General features: G+C 57.9%; 15 protein-coding genes and 1 riboswitch. Of the genes, 9 read left to right on the top strand and 6 right to left on the bottom strand.

Features of this window, described 5'->3' with window-relative positions:
- Window positions 1-24 precede the first annotated feature (24 nt).
- Window positions 25-1,653 carry a Na/Pi cotransporter family protein gene (locus ACU4F7_RS01625; protein ID WP_024557343.1) on the top strand — a complete coding sequence of 543 codons (1,629 nt, stop codon included), beginning with the start codon at window positions 25-27 and terminating at the stop codon, window positions 1,651-1,653.
- A gap of 4 nt (window positions 1,654-1,657) precedes the next feature.
- On the opposite strand, the gene ACU4F7_RS01630 is transcribed toward ACU4F7_RS01625, so the two are convergent.
- The 5 genes from ACU4F7_RS01630 to rtcR all read right to left on the bottom strand — a co-directional run bounded on the left by ACU4F7_RS01630 (window position 1,658) and on the right by rtcR (window position 5,596).
- Entirely contained in the window at window positions 1,658-1,936 is a 279-nt protein-coding gene (locus ACU4F7_RS01630; protein WP_029593190.1) for an addiction module antidote protein, read from the bottom strand.
- Window positions 1,929-2,246, bottom strand: coding sequence for a type II toxin-antitoxin system RelE/ParE family toxin (locus ACU4F7_RS01635; protein WP_481637903.1), 318 nt, complete (start codon window positions 2,244-2,246; stop codon window positions 1,929-1,931). The genes ACU4F7_RS01630 and ACU4F7_RS01635 overlap by 8 nt, the downstream gene beginning before the upstream one ends.
- Before the next feature lie 274 nt (window positions 2,247-2,520).
- The gene (locus ACU4F7_RS01640) at window positions 2,521-2,793 is read right to left on the bottom strand and encodes a YjbD family protein (RefSeq protein ID WP_029593185.1); all 273 of its coding nucleotides are present in this window, start codon (window positions 2,791-2,793) and stop codon (window positions 2,521-2,523) included.
- A gap of 105 nt (window positions 2,794-2,898) precedes the next feature.
- Window positions 2,899-3,840 carry a ketopantoate/pantoate/pantothenate transporter PanS gene (panS, locus tag ACU4F7_RS01645; protein ID WP_481637904.1) on the bottom strand — a complete coding sequence of 314 codons (942 nt, stop codon included), beginning with the start codon at window positions 3,838-3,840 and terminating at the stop codon, window positions 2,899-2,901.
- Window positions 3,841-4,006: 166 nt separating this feature from the next.
- Window positions 4,007-5,596, bottom strand: a complete 1,590-nt coding sequence (gene rtcR, locus ACU4F7_RS01650; protein ID WP_481637905.1) for an RNA repair transcriptional activator RtcR — start codon at window positions 5,594-5,596, stop codon at window positions 4,007-4,009.
- A 473-nt stretch (window positions 5,597-6,069) separates the two neighbouring features.
- On the opposite strand from rtcR, the gene ACU4F7_RS01655 reads away from it, so the two are divergent.
- From ACU4F7_RS01655 to ACU4F7_RS01665, 3 genes are read left to right on the top strand one after another with little or no spacing between them, the layout of a single operon-like run.
- The gene (locus ACU4F7_RS01655; protein ID WP_048887158.1) at window positions 6,070-7,215 is read left to right on the top strand and encodes a slipin family protein; all 1,146 of its coding nucleotides are present in this window, start codon (window positions 6,070-6,072) and stop codon (window positions 7,213-7,215) included.
- The gene (locus tag ACU4F7_RS01660; protein ID WP_024557336.1) at window positions 7,205-8,431 is read left to right on the top strand and encodes an RtcB family protein; all 1,227 of its coding nucleotides are present in this window, start codon (window positions 7,205-7,207) and stop codon (window positions 8,429-8,431) included. Before ACU4F7_RS01655 ends, ACU4F7_RS01660 begins: the two co-directional genes overlap by 11 nt.
- 4 nt (window positions 8,432-8,435) lie before the next feature.
- A complete protein-coding gene (locus ACU4F7_RS01665; protein WP_481637906.1) occupies window positions 8,436-9,221 on the top strand; it encodes a nucleotidyltransferase domain-containing protein in 786 nt (261 codons plus the stop codon).
- A gap of 21 nt (window positions 9,222-9,242) precedes the next feature.
- Here the strand turns inward: ACU4F7_RS01665 and lysC are convergent, their stop codons facing one another.
- Complete coding sequence (gene lysC / locus ACU4F7_RS01670; RefSeq protein WP_029593182.1) at window positions 9,243-10,595, bottom strand: lysine-sensitive aspartokinase 3; 1,353 nt, start codon at window positions 10,593-10,595, stop codon at window positions 9,243-9,245.
- A gap of 109 nt (window positions 10,596-10,704) precedes the next feature.
- Window positions 10,705-10,898, bottom strand: a riboswitch (Lysine riboswitch).
- 496 nt (window positions 10,899-11,394) lie between these two features.
- Between lysC and pgi the strand changes: the two genes are divergently transcribed.
- From pgi to ACU4F7_RS01695, 5 genes are all read left to right on the top strand, one after another.
- Complete coding sequence (pgi, locus tag ACU4F7_RS01675) at window positions 11,395-13,044, top strand: glucose-6-phosphate isomerase (RefSeq protein WP_481637907.1); 1,650 nt, start codon at window positions 11,395-11,397, stop codon at window positions 13,042-13,044.
- 367 nt (window positions 13,045-13,411) lie between these two features.
- Window positions 13,412-13,657, top strand: a complete 246-nt coding sequence (gene yjbE, locus ACU4F7_RS01680; RefSeq protein ID WP_029593180.1) for an exopolysaccharide production protein YjbE — start codon at window positions 13,412-13,414, stop codon at window positions 13,655-13,657.
- Window positions 13,658-13,719: 62 nt separating this feature from the next.
- On the top strand, window positions 13,720-14,358 hold the full coding sequence (locus tag ACU4F7_RS01685) for a YjbF family lipoprotein (RefSeq protein WP_029593177.1): 639 nt from the start codon (window positions 13,720-13,722) through the stop codon (window positions 14,356-14,358).
- The gene (locus tag ACU4F7_RS01690; protein ID WP_029593176.1) at window positions 14,355-15,089 is read left to right on the top strand and encodes a capsule biosynthesis GfcC family protein; all 735 of its coding nucleotides are present in this window, start codon (window positions 14,355-14,357) and stop codon (window positions 15,087-15,089) included. The genes ACU4F7_RS01685 and ACU4F7_RS01690 overlap by 4 nt, the downstream gene beginning before the upstream one ends.
- On the top strand, window positions 15,089-17,185 hold the full coding sequence (locus tag ACU4F7_RS01695) for a YjbH domain-containing protein (RefSeq protein ID WP_029593174.1): 2,097 nt from the start codon (window positions 15,089-15,091) through the stop codon (window positions 17,183-17,185). The genes ACU4F7_RS01690 and ACU4F7_RS01695 overlap by 1 nt, the downstream gene beginning before the upstream one ends.
- Window positions 17,186-17,309 lie beyond the last annotated feature (124 nt).

Below are 17,309 nucleotides of genomic sequence, written 5' to 3' on the forward strand. Positions count from 1 at the left end.
AAACAACAACCATAAGGAGAAGCCGTGTTAACGCTGTTACACCTGCTGTCTGCGGTGGCGCTGCTGGTATGGGGCACCCACATTGTGCGTACCGGCGTAATGCGCGTCTTTGGCGCGCGGTTAAGAACCGTGCTAAGCCGCAGCGTGGAGAAAAAACCGCTCGCCTTTTGCGCGGGCATTGGCGTGACTGCGCTGGTGCAGAGCAGCAACGCCACCACGATGTTAGTCACCTCGTTTGTCGCGCAGGATCTGGTGGCGCTCACGCCTGCGCTGGTCATTGTGCTGGGGGCCGATGTCGGTACGGCGCTGATGGCGCGCGTGCTGACCTTCGACCTTTCCTGGCTCTCGCCGCTGCTGATTTTCGTCGGCGTCATTTTCTTCTTAAGCCGCAAGCAAACCCGGGCGGGTCAGCTTGGGCGCGTCGCCATCGGCCTTGGGCTTATTCTGCAGGCGCTGGAGCTTATCGTGCAGGCGGTCACGCCGATTACCGAAGCCTCGGGCGTGAAGGTGATTTTCGCCTCGCTGACGGGCGATATCATGCTCGATGCGCTGATAGGCGCCGTGTTCGCTATCATCAGCTATTCAAGCCTTGCCGCCGTGCTGTTGACCGCCACGCTGACGGCGACCGGCGTTATCTCTTTTGATGTGGCGCTCTGTCTGGTGATTGGCGCCAACCTCGGCTCTGGCCTGCTCGCTATGCTCAACAACAGCGCCGCGAACGCCGCCGCCCGGCGCGTGGCGCTTGGCAGCCTGATGTTCAAGCTGGTGGGCAGCCTCATCGTGCTGCCGTTCGTTCACCTTCTGGCGAATGGGCTGCATAAATTGCCGCTGCCGGAGTCCGAACTGGTTATCTATTTTCACGTCTTTTATAACCTCATCCGCTGCCTGGCGATGGTGCCTTTCGCCAGAATGATGGCGCGCTTTTGCCGCCGGATGATCAAAGATGACCCGCAGACCGACGCGCGGCTGAAGCCGCGCCACCTGGACACCAGCGCGCTCGACACCCCGGCGCTGGGCCTTGCTAATGCGGCGCGAGAGACGCTGCGCATGGGCGACGCGCTGGAGCATATGCTGGAGCTGTACGGCAAAGTCATGCACGGTGAACCGCGCCAGGAGAAAGAGCTGCGCAAGGTGGCCGACGATGTGGATGTGCTCTATACCGCCATCAAGCTCTATCTGGCGCGCATGCCGAAAGAGGATTTGCCGGAAGCGGAAGCGAAACGCTGGGCGGAGATTATTGAGATGTCGCTGAACCTCGATCAGGCGGCGGACATTCTTGAGCGCATGGGCAGCGAGGTGGCGGATAAATCGCTGGCCGCGCGGCGGGCGTTTTCGCCGGAAGGCATTAAGGAGCTGGATACGCTGCTTAACCAGCTTACCGCCAACCTGAAGCTCAGCATGTCGGTCTTTTTCTCCGGCGACGTGCCGAGCGCGCGCCGTTTGCGCCGCTATAAACACCGCTTTCGCATTCTTAACCGGCGCTACTCTCATGCGCACGTTGACAGGCTGCATCAGCAGAATGTGCAGAGCATTGAAACCAGCTCGTTACACCTGAGCCTGCTTGGCGACATGAAGCGGCTGAACTCGTTGTTCTGCGCGGTGGCCTACAGCGTGCTGGAGCAGCCGGACGACGATGAGGAGCGAGCGGAGTAACGCATTAACGTTTGATGGTTAACCCGAGACCCAACGCTTTCATCACCGCCAGGGTGGTTTTAAGCGTTGGGTTTCCTTTTTCGCTGAAAGAACGATAAAGCTGCTCGCGTGACAGCCCCGTCTGAGCCGCTAATTGTGTCATCCCTTTAGCGCGTGCCACGACGCCCAAAGCCTTAGCTATATATGTCCCATCCCCCGTTTCCAGCGCATCTGCCATAAAAACAGCAATCTCTTCATCATCAACCAATGCCAATGCGGGATCGTAGCGGGTTAACTTATTCATAACGAAATATCTCCTGGCTTTCTGATGCCTTAGCCAACGTTTTGGCAAGGAAAATGTCTTTGTCCTGACTGCTCTTATCGCCACCGCACAACAAAATAATGATGATCTCGCCCTGTTGTCTGAAATAAATTCGGTACCCAGCGCCGTAGTGAATGCGCAATTCACTAATTCCTGAACCGACTGGTTTCACATCCCCAGGCAGGCCATTTGCCAGACGAAAAAGGCGAGCGGCAATTATCGTTCTGAGGCGTTTGTCTTTCAGGGTTAACTCCCAATGGCGAAATGCTTCTGTCTGAAGGATCTGCTTCATAACGCTCCCTGTATTTTAAAAACTACAATCCGGTTTTACAAACTGACCGAAGGAGCATAAGTGCCGTCAGAAAAGGGAAACAGTTGCGGTTGACGAAACTGGAACACGTCTCGATAAAGCGCATTAGAATTTAAATTTACTGCCTAAGTCAGGAGAAGATCGCCTGCCTGATTTACTCTCGACCCCATTACGCGATGCAGTCGATTTTTTGCTTAATGGCTACTAATCCGTAGCCATTTTTAGCGACTCCGCAGCATGCGAATGCAAAAAGTCATCACCTTCGCCCGCGCGCAGGCGTGCTGGCGGACCAGGAGAAGGTGGATTCGCTGTCCGGCTTGTAAGCCTGCTGCTTCTTCAGCTTACGCGCCTGTTTCGCCGCCAGCTCCCGCTGCGCCATGAGTTTGTCGATGTACTCTTTCTTAATGTGATTCGCTTCGGCGTTGGTCAGCGTGCGCCCATGGGCGATGCGGGCGCGGTCGAGCAGCGTTTTTAATTCGCGCTGTTCGCTTTCGGTCATCTCTTTCTGGGTCAGTCTGGCGGTGGACATAATGGCTACCTCTCAGGGAAAGTCAGTCCAGTGTACGTGATAGCGGCGAAGAACACAGGATAAGCCTGCTGAAATAAAAATGCCGGGCAGCCCCGGCATTTCACATTAACTCTCCCGCACGGTTTCCCGCTTGCGTTTATCGACGGGCTTCCCGGACCAGTAGCCCGCCAGCAGAGAGCCGGAAAGGTTATGCCACACCGAGAAGAGCGCGCCGGGCAGGGCGGCCAGCGGCGAGAAGTAGATTTTGCCAAGCGCGGCGGCAAGCCCTGAGTTCTGCATGCCCACCTCGATGGCCAGCGTGCGACAGGTCGACTCGTCAAAACCGAACAGCCTTCCGCCCCAGTAGCCGCCAAGCAAACCAATGCTGTTATGCAGGATAACCGCCACAATCACCATCAGGCCTACCGAGGCGATATGCGAAGCGGAGCCCGCCACCACGGCGCTGATGATAGCCAGAATACAGACCATCGAAAACGCGGGCAGATAAGGCTCCACCGCTTTCACCAGACGCGGGAAGAAATGATGCACAATCAGCCCCAGCGCAATCGGGATAACGACAATTTGCAGAATGCTCAGCAGCATGCCCATCACGTCCACCTGAATATGCGCGTCGACATAAAGGCGCGTCAGCAGCGGCGTGGCGAAAACGCCCACCAGCGTAGAGACGGAGGAGATGGTCACCGACAGCGCCACGTCGCCCTTCGCCAGATAGATCATCACGTTGGACGCGGTGCCGCTCGCCACGCTTCCCACCAGCACCATCCCGGCGGAAAGATCCGGCGGCATATGAAACAGCATCGCCAGCAGCCAGGCGGCCAGCGGCATCACCAGATAGTGCAGAAAAATGCCTGCCGCCACCGGCGCGGGGCGAGAGAGCACGCGTTTGAAATCATCAAGCTTCAGGTGCACGCCCATGCCGAACATGATGAGCATTAACAGCGTGCTGACCCAGGGCCCAACGGGCGTGAAGGTAGAAGGGGTGTAATAAGCCAAAACCGAGAGCAGCAGCGCCCAGAGCGGGAACAGCCGCGTGAATGTTGCGAGCATGATGATTCTTTTCCTTGCAGGTTGCGTCGTTGTGTTTCCCCTGCCGCTGTGAGCGCGGCGTTGCGTTATCGCTATGCGGGGATAAAAAAGCCGGGAGCGGGCCCGGCCATAGCTATTGTGTATCGTGCAAAGAAAAGTTATTCAAACAAATTATGATGAAATGCGCTCATCCTGCGCCGCGCACGCTCTCCCAACTGAGCCCGAAGCGCGCGAGGTATTTACGCAGGCGGTCGGCGTCGTTGGGGTTGCTTTTCTTCTGCCGTGAGACGGCGAAAAGCGCCCGCCCGGCTTCAGAGAGCGTACTGCAACGGCGACAGACGGCGATGACCGCCGCCAGTTGGTCCTGGTCGAAGAGGTCGAGGGTTGCCGGGTCGACGGGCAGCGCAACGGCGCCGTGCGCGGGCCGCCAGCTTTGTTGCAGCCGCAGAATCTCTTCTTCCACCAACGCCTCGGTAATGCGCCCCTGGTCCGCCAGCGTCGCCATGCGCGCAACCGATGCGCCAAGCTCGCGAAAATTGCCCGGCCAGCGCGCCTGCGGCGAGCAGGCGAAGAGGAGATACCGCTCGCGCGCCGTCTTATCGAAGCGGATTTGCGTTTGCTGCTCTGCGCAGAAGCGCTGCAACTCATATTCCACGTTAGGCGCAATGTCCTCGCGCCGTTCGGCAAGGCCCGGCAGCGCAAAGGCCCACATGTTGATGCGGGCGTATAGATCTTCACGAAAGCGGCCTTCGGCGACCCACTGCGTCATGTCGCGATGCGTGCCGGCGATAAGCTGGAAATCGCTGCGCACTTCTTTATCCGAACCAAACGGGAAGAACGTTTTCTCTTCAATCGCCTTCAGCAGCATCGCCTGCTCGTCCAGCCCCAGCTCGGCTATCTCATCGAGAAACAGCACGCCGCCGTCCGCTTCGCGCAGCAGACCGGCCCGCGCCTGCTGCGCGCCGGTAAACGCGCCTTTGACGTGGCCGAATAAGGTCGACATGGCGTTATCACCGCGCAGCGTCGCGCAGTTCACCGACACCAGCCGTCCCTGCACAAGATGACGCGCCTGGCGCAGCTGGAAAATACGTTTCGCGAGAAAGGATTTACCCGCGCCGGTAGGGCCGGTAAGCAGAATGGGTGCGGTGGAGCGCAGCGCCACGCGCTCTATCTGGTCAATCAGGCGGTTAAAGGTGGCGTTGCGGGTGTCGATGCCCGCCTTCAGAAACGAGACCGACTGTTGCTGCTCGCGCTGAAAACGGCTGGTGAGCGTCGCGTAGCGGCTTAAATCGAGGTCGATAACCGAGCAGGTGCCGGCGGCTTTCTCCAGGTCCGTAGCCTCGCCCCTGGCCGGGCTGGTTTGCAGCAGGCTGGCGGGGAGGTAACGCGCTTCCGTCAGCAGGAACCAGCAGATCTGCGCCACATGCGTGCCAGTGGTGATATGTACCAGGTACTCTTCGTTTTCGGTGTCGAAAGGGTAGTGCGTGGCGAAGTCGAGAAAGGCGGCGTAAACCTCTTCAAAATCCCACGGGTCAACAATCGTAACAGGGTGGCGGCGCACTTGCGTCTGCGGCGAAACGACAGCGATGTCTTCGCTAAGCTGCTCTGCCATGCCTTTATCCCGCGGCTGGTGCAGTAGCTCCAGCCGGTCGACTGGGAAACCGGGCTGTTGGCAAAGGCCGACGGTGGGCCGCCATTTCTTCCAGCGGTTCTCCCGCTTGCCGCGCTTGTCCAGCACCGTACCCAACACGCCAATTACTACCCGCCGCTTTTGCATGTCTATACCTATATATAAAACAAGATAAATAATTATAAATTATTGATCATCATGATAATACATGAATGGCGGCTTCTGTTTTTTTATCTTTGTTTTTCAATGAATTAATTTTTATTTCTCCCTTAACCGAAACTGGCATGCTTCTGGCAATACCTGTTATGTCAGCACACTGGGGTCGCAGGGGATATGAGCCCCGCCGGCGCACCGGGAACGGTAATACGTTATCCAGGGGGCGTTCCGCCAGTGGAAAGACATGGGCGAAAAGTCGGTTTTATTAGGTTCGATTCCTGATTCGCCACCTCTTCTCCAGAGAGCTATGCAAGCAGTACCCGGTGGTCGGCTGTAATGACCACCCCGAGCGGGCGCCGGTAACGACGCCGGGCCGCAGGCAAAACGCGCAGGCAGTCATGGCCCGTTTCCCTGCGGCTCCGTGTCCGCACTCGCGCCGGCAAGTGAAAAACAGGGAGATAAAAATGAATAACAAAATCACGATTCGAAAAGGCCAACTGGGTTTACTGGCAAAACAGGGCGACTTTTATCAGGTGCTGGAGGCGGGCGAACATCGCCTGCCGTGGTTTAACAAACCGGACGTGACCGTGGTGGATGTAAACGGCGACGACGTGGCGCCGGAACTTGCCGATTATCTGCGCCGCTTTCAGCCGGAATGGGTAGAAAAATATTGTCTGTCGGTCGATACCGCCGAACAGGAAACGGCAGCGCTTTACCGCAACGGCGTACTGCTGGAAATCATCCCGCCGGGCGCGCGTCGGCTGTTCTGGCGCGATGGCGACAGCCTGCAGGTAAAACGCATGAGCACGCAGGATGTGCATGTGCCCATTGATGTCATGAATGCAGTATTGCAGCCGCGCGGTCGCAACGAGGCGGTGAAAGGCCGCGAGGCGATCCTGACGGTGCAGGTCCCCGCCTGGCACGTCGGCGTGCTGAAAATCGACGGCGAGACGCAGGCGCTGCTGCCGCCAGGCTTAAGCGCATACTGGAAAATCAACCACCTCGTGGAGGCGGAAGTCGTGGATACGCGCCTGCAGGCGCTGGAAGTGTCGGGCCAGGAGATCCTGACCAAAGATAAAGTGAATCTGCGCATCAACCTCGGCGCGAACTGGCGTTATCTCGACGTCCTGCAGGCGTACAGCCAGCTGGCGAAGCCGCTGGATTACCTTTATCGCGAGTTGCAGTTTGCGCTTCGCGAAGCGGTAGGGACGCGCACGCTGGATGAACTGCTGGAAAACAAGCAGGTCATCGACGACGTGGTGAGCGCGCAGGTGATTGCCCGCATGGCGCCGTTCGGCATTGAGGTGGCCTCAACAGGCGTGAAAGACATCGTGTTGCCCGGCGATATGAAGACCATTCTGTCGCGGCTGGTGGAGGCGGAAAAATCCGCGCAGGCGAATGTTATCCGCCGGCGTGAAGAGACCGCGGCGACGCGTTCGTTACTGAACACCGCCAAAGTGATGGAAAACAATCCGGTGGCGCTGCGCTTAAAAGAGCTGGAGACGCTGGAAAGGGTGGCGGAGCGCATCGATAAAATCTCGGTGTTTGGCGGTCTGGACCAGGTATTGCACGGTCTTGTAAACATTAAAGGAAAGACAAATGCAGCATAACGATTATCAACTGCTGGCGCGTGAAAACAGCGCGCCGGTAAAAATGTGGACCAACGGCGTGCCGGTAGAATCAGAGGCGCGCGAGCAACTGCTGAAAACGGCGAAAATGCCGTTTATCTTTAAACACCTGGCGGTGATGCCCGATGTGCATCTGGGTAAAGGCTCGACCATCGGCAGCGTTATTCCGACCAAAGGGGCGATTATCCCGGCGGCGGTGGGCGTGGATATCGGTTGCGGGATGATTGCGGTGCGCACGTCGCTGACTGCAAGCGACCTGCCGGATAACCTCAGCGGGCTGCGCAGCGCCATTGAGCATGCCGTGCCGCACGGGCGCACCAGCGCCCGCGGCCAGCGGGATAAAGGGGCGTGGAACCGCGCGCCGCAGGAAGTGGACGCGCACTGGGCGCACCTGGCGCCGCGCTTTAAGCGGATCACCGATAAATATCCAAATCTGCTGAAAACCAATAACTATCAGCACCTGGGCACGCTGGGTACCGGCAACCACTTTATCGAGGTTTGTCTGGACGAGCAGCAGCGGGTGTGGGTGATGCTGCACAGCGGCTCGCGCGGCGTGGGTAACGCCATCGGCACCCACTTCATCGCGCTTGCTCAGAAAGATATGCAGCGGCATATCGCTAATCTGCCGGATCGCGATCTCGCTTATTTTGAAGAGGGAAGCAAGCATTATGCGGATTACATCGAAGCCGTCGAATGGGCGCAGGATTTCGCGCGTCATAACCGCGAAGTGATGATGTCCCGCGTGCTGGCGGCGTTGTCTCAGGTCATCAAGAAACCCTTTATGACCCAGCAGGAGGCGGTGAACTGCCACCACAACTATGTGCAGAAAGAGCGTCATTTCGGCGAGGATGTGCTGGTGACGCGCAAAGGCGCCGTCTCCGCGCAGAAAGGGCAGATGGGGATTATCCCCGGTTCGATGGGGGCGAAAAGCTTTATCGTGCGCGGTCTGGGCAACGAAGAGAGTTTCTGCTCCTGCAGCCACGGCGCCGGGCGCACCATGAGCCGAACGGCGGCGAAAAAGCGCTTTACGGTGGAAGATCAGATCCGCGCCACCGCGCACGTGGAGTGTCGTAAAGACAGCGACGTTATCGATGAAATTCCGATGGCGTATAAAGATATCGATGCGGTGATGGCCGCTCAGGCCTCATTAGTGGAAGTGGTGCATACCCTGCGCCAGGTGGTTTGCGTAAAAGGATAAAAAAATGGAACTGAACGGCGTTGACGCCGCCATGCGGGAGCGCGTGCGACACGTGCTGAAAGAAGTGGAAGCGCGCTACGGCGTGAAGGTGCTGTACGCCTGTGAATCAGGCAGCCGCGGCTGGGGCTTCGCCTCGCCGGACAGCGATTACGATGTGCGCTTTCTTTATGTGCATCCGCCCGAGTGGTATTTACGCGTTGATGCGTCGCGCGACGTCATCGAGTTGCCGATAGACGACACGCTGGACGTCTGCGGCTGGGAGTGGCGCAAAGCGCTCGGGCTGCTCAAGCGCGCTAACCCGACGCTTATCGAGTGGCTCGATTCGCCAGTGGTCTATCAGCAGGATGAAAAGGTCATCGCCGCGCTGCGCGAACAGGTGCCAGTATGGTTCTCCGCAGAGCGGGCGCGCTGGCACTACTACTCCATGGCGCGGAAAAACTTTCGCGGCTATTTGCAGGGTGATACGGTGCGGCTGAAGAAATATTTCTACGTGTTGCGCCCGCTGCTGGCGGTTCGCTGGATAGAAGCGGGCAAGGGCGCGCCGCCGATGCGTTTTGTTGAATTGCTGGATGGCGTGGTGACCGATCCGCTGCTGCGTCAGGAAATAGACGCGCTGCTGGCGAGAAAACAGCATGCGGGCGAGGCGGAGTACGGCGCGGCGATGCCGCGGATACATGCCTTTATCACGCAGGAGCTGGCGCGCGGCGAAACGCCGCCCGACCTGCCGCGCAGTGAAAAGGCCTGCGCGACCAGGTTAGATAAGCTGCTTTATGAAACGGTAATGGCCTGACATTGTCAGGCCATTTTTTTATCACTCAAACAGGTTGTGATGCAGTTTCTGCACTACCTGCTCCGCTTCCGCGCCAGGCACCAGGAAACAGAGGTTATGGCTGGAGGCGCCGTAGCAGATCATGCGGATGTTGAACGGTTCCATCACGCCAAAGACTTCTTTGCCCACGCCGCACGCCTTCGATAGATCGTTGCCAATCAGCGCCACCAGCGCCAGGTTCTCTTCTACCTCCACGCGACAGAGCGAGGAGAGCTCCGTCAGCAGCGCCTGCGTCAGCAGCGTATCGCCGGTTGAGGTGGAGCCAGTGGTGTCGAGCGTCAGCGCCACGCTCACTTCCGAGGTGGTTATCAAATCAACGGAGATATTGTGGCGTGCCAGAATGCTGAAGACTTCGGCGAGAAAACCGCGCGAGTGCAGCATGTTCAGGCTGTGCAGCGTCAGCAGCGTTTGCTTGCGGCGCAGCGCCAGCGCGCGGAACAGCGGCGGGTTGGCGGTTTCGTTGCACACCAGCGTGCCGCCCGCTTTCGGATCTTTACTGGAGCCGACAAACACCGGGATATCGCTGCGCACGGCGGGCAGCAGCGTGGCCGGGTGCAGCACTTTCGCGCCAAACGTCGCCATCTCCGCCGCTTCTTCAAAAGCGATCTCATCAATGCGTTTCGCCGCGGGCACGACGCGCGGGTCGGTGGTGTAAATGCCGGGCACGTCGGTCCAGATATCGACGCGGCTTGCCTGCAACGCTTCGCCAAGGAGCGCGGCGGTATAATCGCTGCCCCCGCGGCCAAGCGTCGTGGTGCGGCCTTTCGCTTCACTGCCGATAAAGCCCTGGGTGATGATAAGCCCCTCGGCGAGGCGCGGCTTCAACTGTAACGTCGAGAGTTCAGAAAGCGCCGTTACATCCGGCTCGGCGCGGCCAAAGCGGTCGCTGGTGCGCATCACTTTGCGCACGTCGAACCACTGCGCTTCCACGCGGCGTTCACGCAGGATCTCGACAAAAAGCAGGGTGGACATCAGCTCGCCGTGGCTGACCAGCTCATCGGTCAGCGCATGAGAGGTGGCAAGCGACGCGGCCTCAGAAAGGGTGGCGATGTTTTCCAGCAGGCGGTCAATCTCTTCGCGGATAACCGTCGGGTTTTGCAGCCGCTCAACAATGTCGTATTGAATTTTGCGGATGGCGTCGAGCTTGACGAAGCGCTCGGTGGCTTCCAGCCCTTCGGCCAGCGCCACCAGCAGATTGGTCACGCCCGCGGAAGCGGAAAGCACCACCAGGCGCACAGCGTCATCGGAAAGCACCACGTCGGCGCTGCGGTTCATGGCGTCGAAATCCGCCACGCTGGTGCCGCCAAATTTCGCGACCACTAAAGAATCTGTCATAACAACCTCGTGTCAGGGGGCCATAGCGCATGGCGTATAAAGTATTCAGCCCTGGAACAAGGAGAGAGCGGTAAGGGGGCGGACGCAGGCGGGAAAACCACAACCACATACACCCAGAAGCGCTCCACCTTGCGAAACGTTCGACTGCTGACGTTTCGGGTGACAACCCAGGGGATTCAGCCCCTGTAGCCGATAGCGAACGTTGCCAGACGCCACGCTACCTCGGCGTCGCTCCCCCTCCCGTGCCGTCTTTGGAGTGGCTCCTCGGACACGATACCTGGGCGACGCGCCTCTTCTGGCGATACTCTGCGCCTTTCGTCCTGCCGCGGCGTTGGCTTTCCTCGCTCACCCCAGTCACATACTTTTGTATGCTCCTGGGGATTCGCTGCGTCGCCGTCTTGCGGCAAAACGAAATGCTGGAGTATCAGGATACTCTTTGCTTTTTGTTCTTCCGCGGCATGTTTTACCGTGGCAAAACGAAATGCTGGAGTATCAGGTTTGTTCAGTGGGCACAGCGCGACACCGAAACAACCTAAAATTTACCGGCTGACGACGCGCAGCGCGCGTCGGGCCGGTATTTATTCATAAATAAAGGGTTAGCAGGGTTATTGTCAACGATACGGTCATGGGGATTTTTCATGTTGCGCCGCCTGCCAGGAAAATAACTTATAACAGCTATACTTTCGTCTTAACCGACACGGTGGCGCGCAACCAACGCCATGATAAAAATCATCACAATTCCAGCCACAAGCGCTACAATCGACCGCAGTTTCAATTCTCAAATCACAAGAGTATTGCTATGAAAAACATCAATCCGAAGCAGACCTCCGCCTGGCAGGCGCTAGAGCAACACTATGCAGAGATGAAGGATGTAAAAATCGCCGATCTGTTCGCCAAAGACGCCGACCGCTTCAGCAAATTCTCCGCCACGTTCAATGACCTGATGCTGGTCGATTATTCCAAGAACCGCATTACCGAAGAGACCCTCAGCAAGCTGCAGGCGCTGGCGAAAGAGACTGACCTGGCAGGCGCCATCAAATCGATGTTCTCCGGTGAAAAAATCAACCGCACCGAAGACCGCGCCGTGCTGCACGTCGCGCTGCGCAACCGTAGCAATACGCCTATCCTGGTGGACGGCAAAGATGTGATGCCGGAAGTGAACGCCGTGCTGGAGAAGATGAAAAAATTCTCCGAGGCCATTATCTCCGGGCAGTGGAAAGGCTATACCGGCAAGCCGATCACCGACGTGGTGAACATCGGCATCGGCGGCTCCGACTTAGGCCCGTTCATGGTGACCGAAGCGCTGCGCCCCTATAAAAACCACCTCAACATGCACTTTGTCTCTAACGTCGACGGCACCCACATCGCCGAAGTGCTGAAAAAAGTAAACCCGGAAACCACCCTGTTCCTCGTGGCGTCTAAAACCTTTACTACCCAGGAAACCATGACCAACGCCCACAGCGCGCGCGACTGGTTCCTGAAAACCGCGGGCGACCAGCAGCACGTGGCGAAACACTTCGCGGCGCTCTCCACTAACGCCAAAGCGGTGGGCGAGTTCGGCATCGATACCGCCAACATGTTCGAATTCTGGGACTGGGTCGGCGGCCGTTACTCCCTGTGGTCGGCGATTGGCCTTTCCATCATCCTCTCCGTGGGCTTCGACAACTTTGTTGAACTGCTTTCCGGCGCTCACGAGATGGACAAACACTTCTCTACCGCCGCGCCTGAGCAAAACCTGCCGGTGCTGCTGGCGCTGATTGGCATCTGGTACAACAACTTTTTTGGCGCCGAAACCGAAGCCATTCTGCCGTACGACCAGTACATGCACCGCTTTGCCGCCTACTTCCAGCAGGGCAACATGGAGTCCAACGGCAAGTTTGTCGACCGCAACGGCAACCCGGTGGATTACCAGACCGGCCCGATCATCTGGGGCGAGCCGGGCACTAACGGCCAGCATGCGTTCTATCAGTTGATCCACCAGGGCACTAAGCTGGTACCGTGCGATTTCATCGCGCCGGCCATCACCCATAACCCGCTTTCCGATCACCACCAGAAGCTGCTGTCCAACTTCTTCGCCCAGACCGAAGCGCTGGCGTTTGGCAAATCTCGCGACGTGGTGGAGCAGGAATTCCGCGACCAGGGGAAAGACCCGGCGCAGCTGGATCATGTGGTGCCGTTTAAGGTGTTCGAAGGCAACCGCCCGACCAACTCCATCCTGCTGCGTGAAATCACGCCGTTCAGCCTGGGCGCGCTGATTGCGCTTTATGAACACAAGATCTTCACCCAGGGCGCTATTCTGAACATCTTCACCTTCGACCAGTGGGGCGTGGAATTAGGTAAACAGCTGGCCAACCGCATCCTGCCGGAACTCGGCGACAATAACGCGATCGACAGCCACGACAGTTCCACCAACGGACTGATTAACCGCTACAAAGCGTGGCGCGCGTAATTAACGTGTTGTGCTGAATAATGCCGGCCTGAGCGCCGGCATTTTTTATCGGAGAAATCCCGTTGTGGCGGTAACTCAGAGCCGCCCGGCTTTGAGGTTAATCTGAAAAAGTGTTTTTAGCCTTTCATTTTCTCAGGGTAATTTAGGATTAAACGGATTGGATGTTTTTAAAAATATATTTTAACTGTTTGAATAATAATATCTTTTAATTAAATTATCGCCCTCAACATTTTCATTTTATCTATTTGTCCTAAAACCCGCCGCTTATTTCCCGATGCCATAAACCCGCAGGCGTTGTTGTGTATACTCGATTGCGCCTGAAACCCTTTCGGGCACATCTCCATTCATTCAATGAAGGGAAATTGTTATGAAAAAAATCGTTTATGGCATTTTTGCCATAGCAGCGCTGGGCGTGACTGCGGCCAACGCGGAGCCGGTAGCGACCGGTGACGCGGCAGGCGCAGCGGCGACGTCGGTGTCGGTAGGTTCTTCTACTGCAACGACTACCAGCACTGTCGGGTCGGTTGTCGGCGTAGCGCTCGCTGCGACCGGTGGCGGCGACGGTTCTAACACCGGGACCACTACCACAACCACCACCAGCACCACGCAGTAACCTTCGGTGCTTTAACCATAACCACACTACGGTGTGGTTATTTTGACCCCTGAGGAAATGTCGTGAAGCGACTCGCGATTGTGATGCTCTGCCTGCTTCTCCAGGCCTGTTCCTCCAATATCAAAGGAATGGCAACCTCTTTCTGGCGCGGCGTAACGGGCGCGGATGGCGTCCATCTGACAGATGACGATATTCAAAATATGCCCTACGCCAGCCAGTACATGACGTTAAACAACGGCCCGCAGCTGTTTGTGGTGCTGGCGTTCTCGGAAAACGGCCAGCAAAAATGGGTGACCCAGGACCAGACCACGCTGATAACCCAGCATGGCCGCCTGGTGAAAACCCTCAATCTTCGCGACAACCTGATTAGCGTAACGAACATCAACGACGATCCGCTGCTGAAAGCGAACCAGATTGTTGACGGCGCAGGCTGGACGCGTGTGATGGGCTGGACGGAGCGCGGTCAGACGCGTTACGCCACGGCGCGCTCGACCTTTACCTGGGACGGAACGGACAGCATACAGGTGGGCAGCGAGTCCACGCCGGTTCGCGTGCTGGATGAAGAAGTGACCACCGAGGCGGCAAGCTGGCATAACCGCTACTGGATAGACAGCGAAGGCGCGATCCGTCAGTCGAAGCAGTACCTTGGCGCAGGTTATTTCCCGGTTACCACTATCCTGTTGAAGGCGGCAAAAGAATGAGAACAGCAGCCCTCGCATCACTTATTTTAAGCCTGGGCAGCCTGTCGGCTTTTGCCGCAGGCACCATTACGGTTTATCCCGAACACGCACAGCCCCTGAAAGTCACTGGCGCGCAGAAGCTCGCCGATCTCGTTACCCAGCCTCAGCTTACGCAAAGCTGGTGGCCTGGCGCGGTTATCAGCGAACGTCAGGCGAGCGCCGTGGCGCAACAGCAGCATCAGGCGTTGCTGGGTCGGCTGGCGGCGTTGGCGGCCGATGAAGACGCCGATGACGCCGCCGCCATTAACAGCGTGCGCCAGCAACTTGCCGCGATAAAAGTGACTGGTCGCCAGTTTATTACGCTGGACCCGGACAGCGTGCGCGTAAGCCCAGGCAACAACGTGCCGCTGGAGGGCGACTACTCGCTGTGGGTGGGAGCGCAGCCGACCACCGTTACGCTGATGGGGCTTGTCAACGCGCCAGGTCCGAAGCCCTTCACGCCCGGAAAATCGGTCGCGGATTATCTGGATGAGGTGAGCCGTCTTAGCGGCGGCGAGCGCAGCTATGCCTGGGTCGTCTACCCCGACGGGCGCACGCAAAAGACGCCTGTCGCTTACTGGAACAAACGTCACGTGGAGCCGATGCCCGGCAGCATTATTTTTCTGGGCTTCGCAGAGCACACCTTTACCTCTTCTTATGACGATCTGAACGAGCAGATACTTCGCTCGCTGACGCAGCGGATACCGGATTGATGAAGAAACGCTATTTTTACAGTTTGCTGGCGCTGTCGGTCTCCTGCGCCTGCCATGCAGAAACCTATCCCGCGCCCGTCGGCCCCTCACAGTCCGATTTTGGCGGCGTGGGCTTAATGCAAACCCCTACGGCGCGCATGGCGCGTGAAGGGGAACTGAGCCTCAACTACCGCGATAACGATCAGTACCGCTACTATTCCGCTTCCGTGCAGCTCTTCCCGTGGCTGGAAACCACGCTGCGCTACACCGACGTGCGGACTAAAAACTACAGTAACGTCGAGTCGTTCTCCGGCAATCAGACCTATAAAGACAAAGCTTTCGACGTGAAGCTGCGGCTGTGGGAAGAGAGCTACTTCCTGCCGCAGGTCGCGGTGGGCGCCCGCGATTTGGGCGGTACGGGGTTGTTTGACGGTGAATATGTGGTGGCGAACAAAGCCTGGGGACCGTTTGATTTCTCGCTCGGCTTAGGCTGGGGCTATCTGGGCACCAGCGGCAACGTGAAAAACCCGTTCTGCGAATATGACGACAAATTTTGCTACCGCGATCCGAGCTACCAGAAAGCGGGCTCCATCGACGGCAGCGCCATGTTCCACGGCCCGGCGGCGATTTTCGGCGGCGTTGAATACCAGACGCCATGGCAGCCGCTGCGCCTGAAGCTTGAGTATGAAGGCAATAACTACAGCGAAGATTTCGCCGGTAAAATCGACCAGAAGAGCAAGTTTAACGTGGGCGCGATTTACCGCGTCGCCGACTGGGCGGATGTTAACCTGAGCTACGAGCGCGGCAACACGCTGATGTTCGGCTTTACGCTGCGCACCAACTTCAACGACCTGCGTCCTTCTTATAATGATAATCGCCGTCCGGCGTATCAGCCGCAGCCGCAGGAGGCAATTCTTCAGCACAGCGTCGTGGCGAACCAGCTTACCTCGCTGAAGTACAACGCCGGGCTGAACAACCCGCAGATTCAGGTAAAAGGCGACACGCTGTACGTGACCGGCGAGCAGTTTAAATACCGCGATTCGCAGGAAGGCATTGAGCGCGCGAACCGCATCATCATGAACGACCTGCCGGAAGGGGTGCGCACTATTCGCGTCACCGAAACGCGCCTCAACATGCCGCAGGTCACCACGGAAACCGACGTGGCGAGCCTGAAGCGTCATCTGGAAGGCGAGCCGCTCGGCCATGAAACGGAGCTGGTGCAAAAACGCATGGAGCCGGTGGTGCCGGAAAGCACCGAGCAGGGCTGGTACATTGAGAAGTCGCGCTTTAACTTCTCGCTCAACCCGGTATTGAACCAGTCTGTCGGCGGGCCGGAAAACTTCTACATGTATCAGGTGGGCGTGATGGCCACGGCGGATTTGTGGCTTACCGATCACCTGCTGACGACCGGCAGCCTGTTCGCTAACATCGCCAACAACTATGGCAAGTTTAACTACACCAACCCGCCGAACGACTCGGCGCTGCCGCGCGTGCGTACCCACGTACGTGAGTATGTAGAGAATGACTATTACGTTAACAACGCCCAGGCCAACTATTTCCAGTACCTGGGGAACGGCTGGTACGGCCAGGTTTACGGCGGTTATCTGGAAACGATGTACGGCGGCGCGGGGGCGGAAGTGCTTTACCGTCCGGTGGACAGCAACTGGGCCTTTGGTCTGGATGCGAACTACGTGAAACAGCGCGACTGGACCAGCCCGCAGAACATGATGAAGTTCACTGACTACAGCGTGAAAACCGGTCATCTGACCGCCTACTGGACGCCGCCGTTTGCCCAGGACGTGCTGATTAAAGCGAGCGTAGGGCAATACCTGGCGGGCGACAAAGGCGGCACGCTGGAGATAGCCAAACACTTCGACAGCGGCATCGTGGTGGGCGGTTACGCCACTATCACCAACGTTTCGCCGGATGAGTACGGCGAAGGGGACTTCACCAAAGGGGTTTATGTTTCCGTGCCGTTCGATCTCTTCTCCGGCGGCGCAACGCGCAGCCGCGCGGCGATTGGCTGGACGCCGCTCACCCGCGACGGCGGCCAGATGCTGGGCCGTAAGTTTGACCTCTACAGCATGACCAGCGATAAGAGCGTGAATTTCCGCTAAGCGGGCATCGCCCCTCACCCTAACCCTCTCCCACGGGGGAGGGGGACTGGGGCGACCCGGTCAGGAGGGGCTTTTTCTGCAAGGGCAAGAGCGCGCAGACCCGCGCGCTTTTCTCCCTCTTCCT

Source organism: Franconibacter pulveris (assembly GCF_056780215.1).

Coding starts and splice junctions, on each gene's coding strand:
- ACU4F7_RS01630 (WP_029593190.1), bottom strand. CDS start 1,936: ATGAATAAGTTAACCCGCTACGATCCCGCATTGGCATTGGTTGATGAT.
- ACU4F7_RS01635 (WP_481637903.1), bottom strand. CDS start 2,246: ATGAAGCAGATCCTTCAGACAGAAGCATTTCGCCATTGGGAGTTAACC.
- ACU4F7_RS01640 (WP_029593185.1), bottom strand. CDS start 2,793: ATGTCCACCGCCAGACTGACCCAGAAAGAGATGACCGAAAGCGAACAG.
- panS (WP_481637904.1), bottom strand. CDS start 3,840: ATGCTCGCAACATTCACGCGGCTGTTCCCGCTCTGGGCGCTGCTGCTC.
- rtcR (WP_481637905.1), bottom strand. CDS start 5,596: ATGCAAAAGCGGCGGGTAGTAATTGGCGTGTTGGGTACGGTGCTGGAC.
- ACU4F7_RS01655 (WP_048887158.1), top strand. CDS start 6,070: ATGAATAACAAAATCACGATTCGAAAAGGCCAACTGGGTTTACTGGCA.
- ACU4F7_RS01660 (WP_024557336.1), top strand. CDS start 7,205: ATGCAGCATAACGATTATCAACTGCTGGCGCGTGAAAACAGCGCGCCG.
- ACU4F7_RS01665 (WP_481637906.1), top strand. CDS start 8,436: ATGGAACTGAACGGCGTTGACGCCGCCATGCGGGAGCGCGTGCGACAC.
- lysC (WP_029593182.1), bottom strand. CDS start 10,595: ATGACAGATTCTTTAGTGGTCGCGAAATTTGGCGGCACCAGCGTGGCG.
- pgi (WP_481637907.1), top strand. CDS start 11,395: ATGAAAAACATCAATCCGAAGCAGACCTCCGCCTGGCAGGCGCTAGAG.
- yjbE (WP_029593180.1), top strand. CDS start 13,412: ATGAAAAAAATCGTTTATGGCATTTTTGCCATAGCAGCGCTGGGCGTG.
- ACU4F7_RS01690 (WP_029593176.1), top strand. CDS start 14,355: ATGAGAACAGCAGCCCTCGCATCACTTATTTTAAGCCTGGGCAGCCTG.
- ACU4F7_RS01695 (WP_029593174.1), top strand. CDS start 15,089: ATGAAGAAACGCTATTTTTACAGTTTGCTGGCGCTGTCGGTCTCCTGC.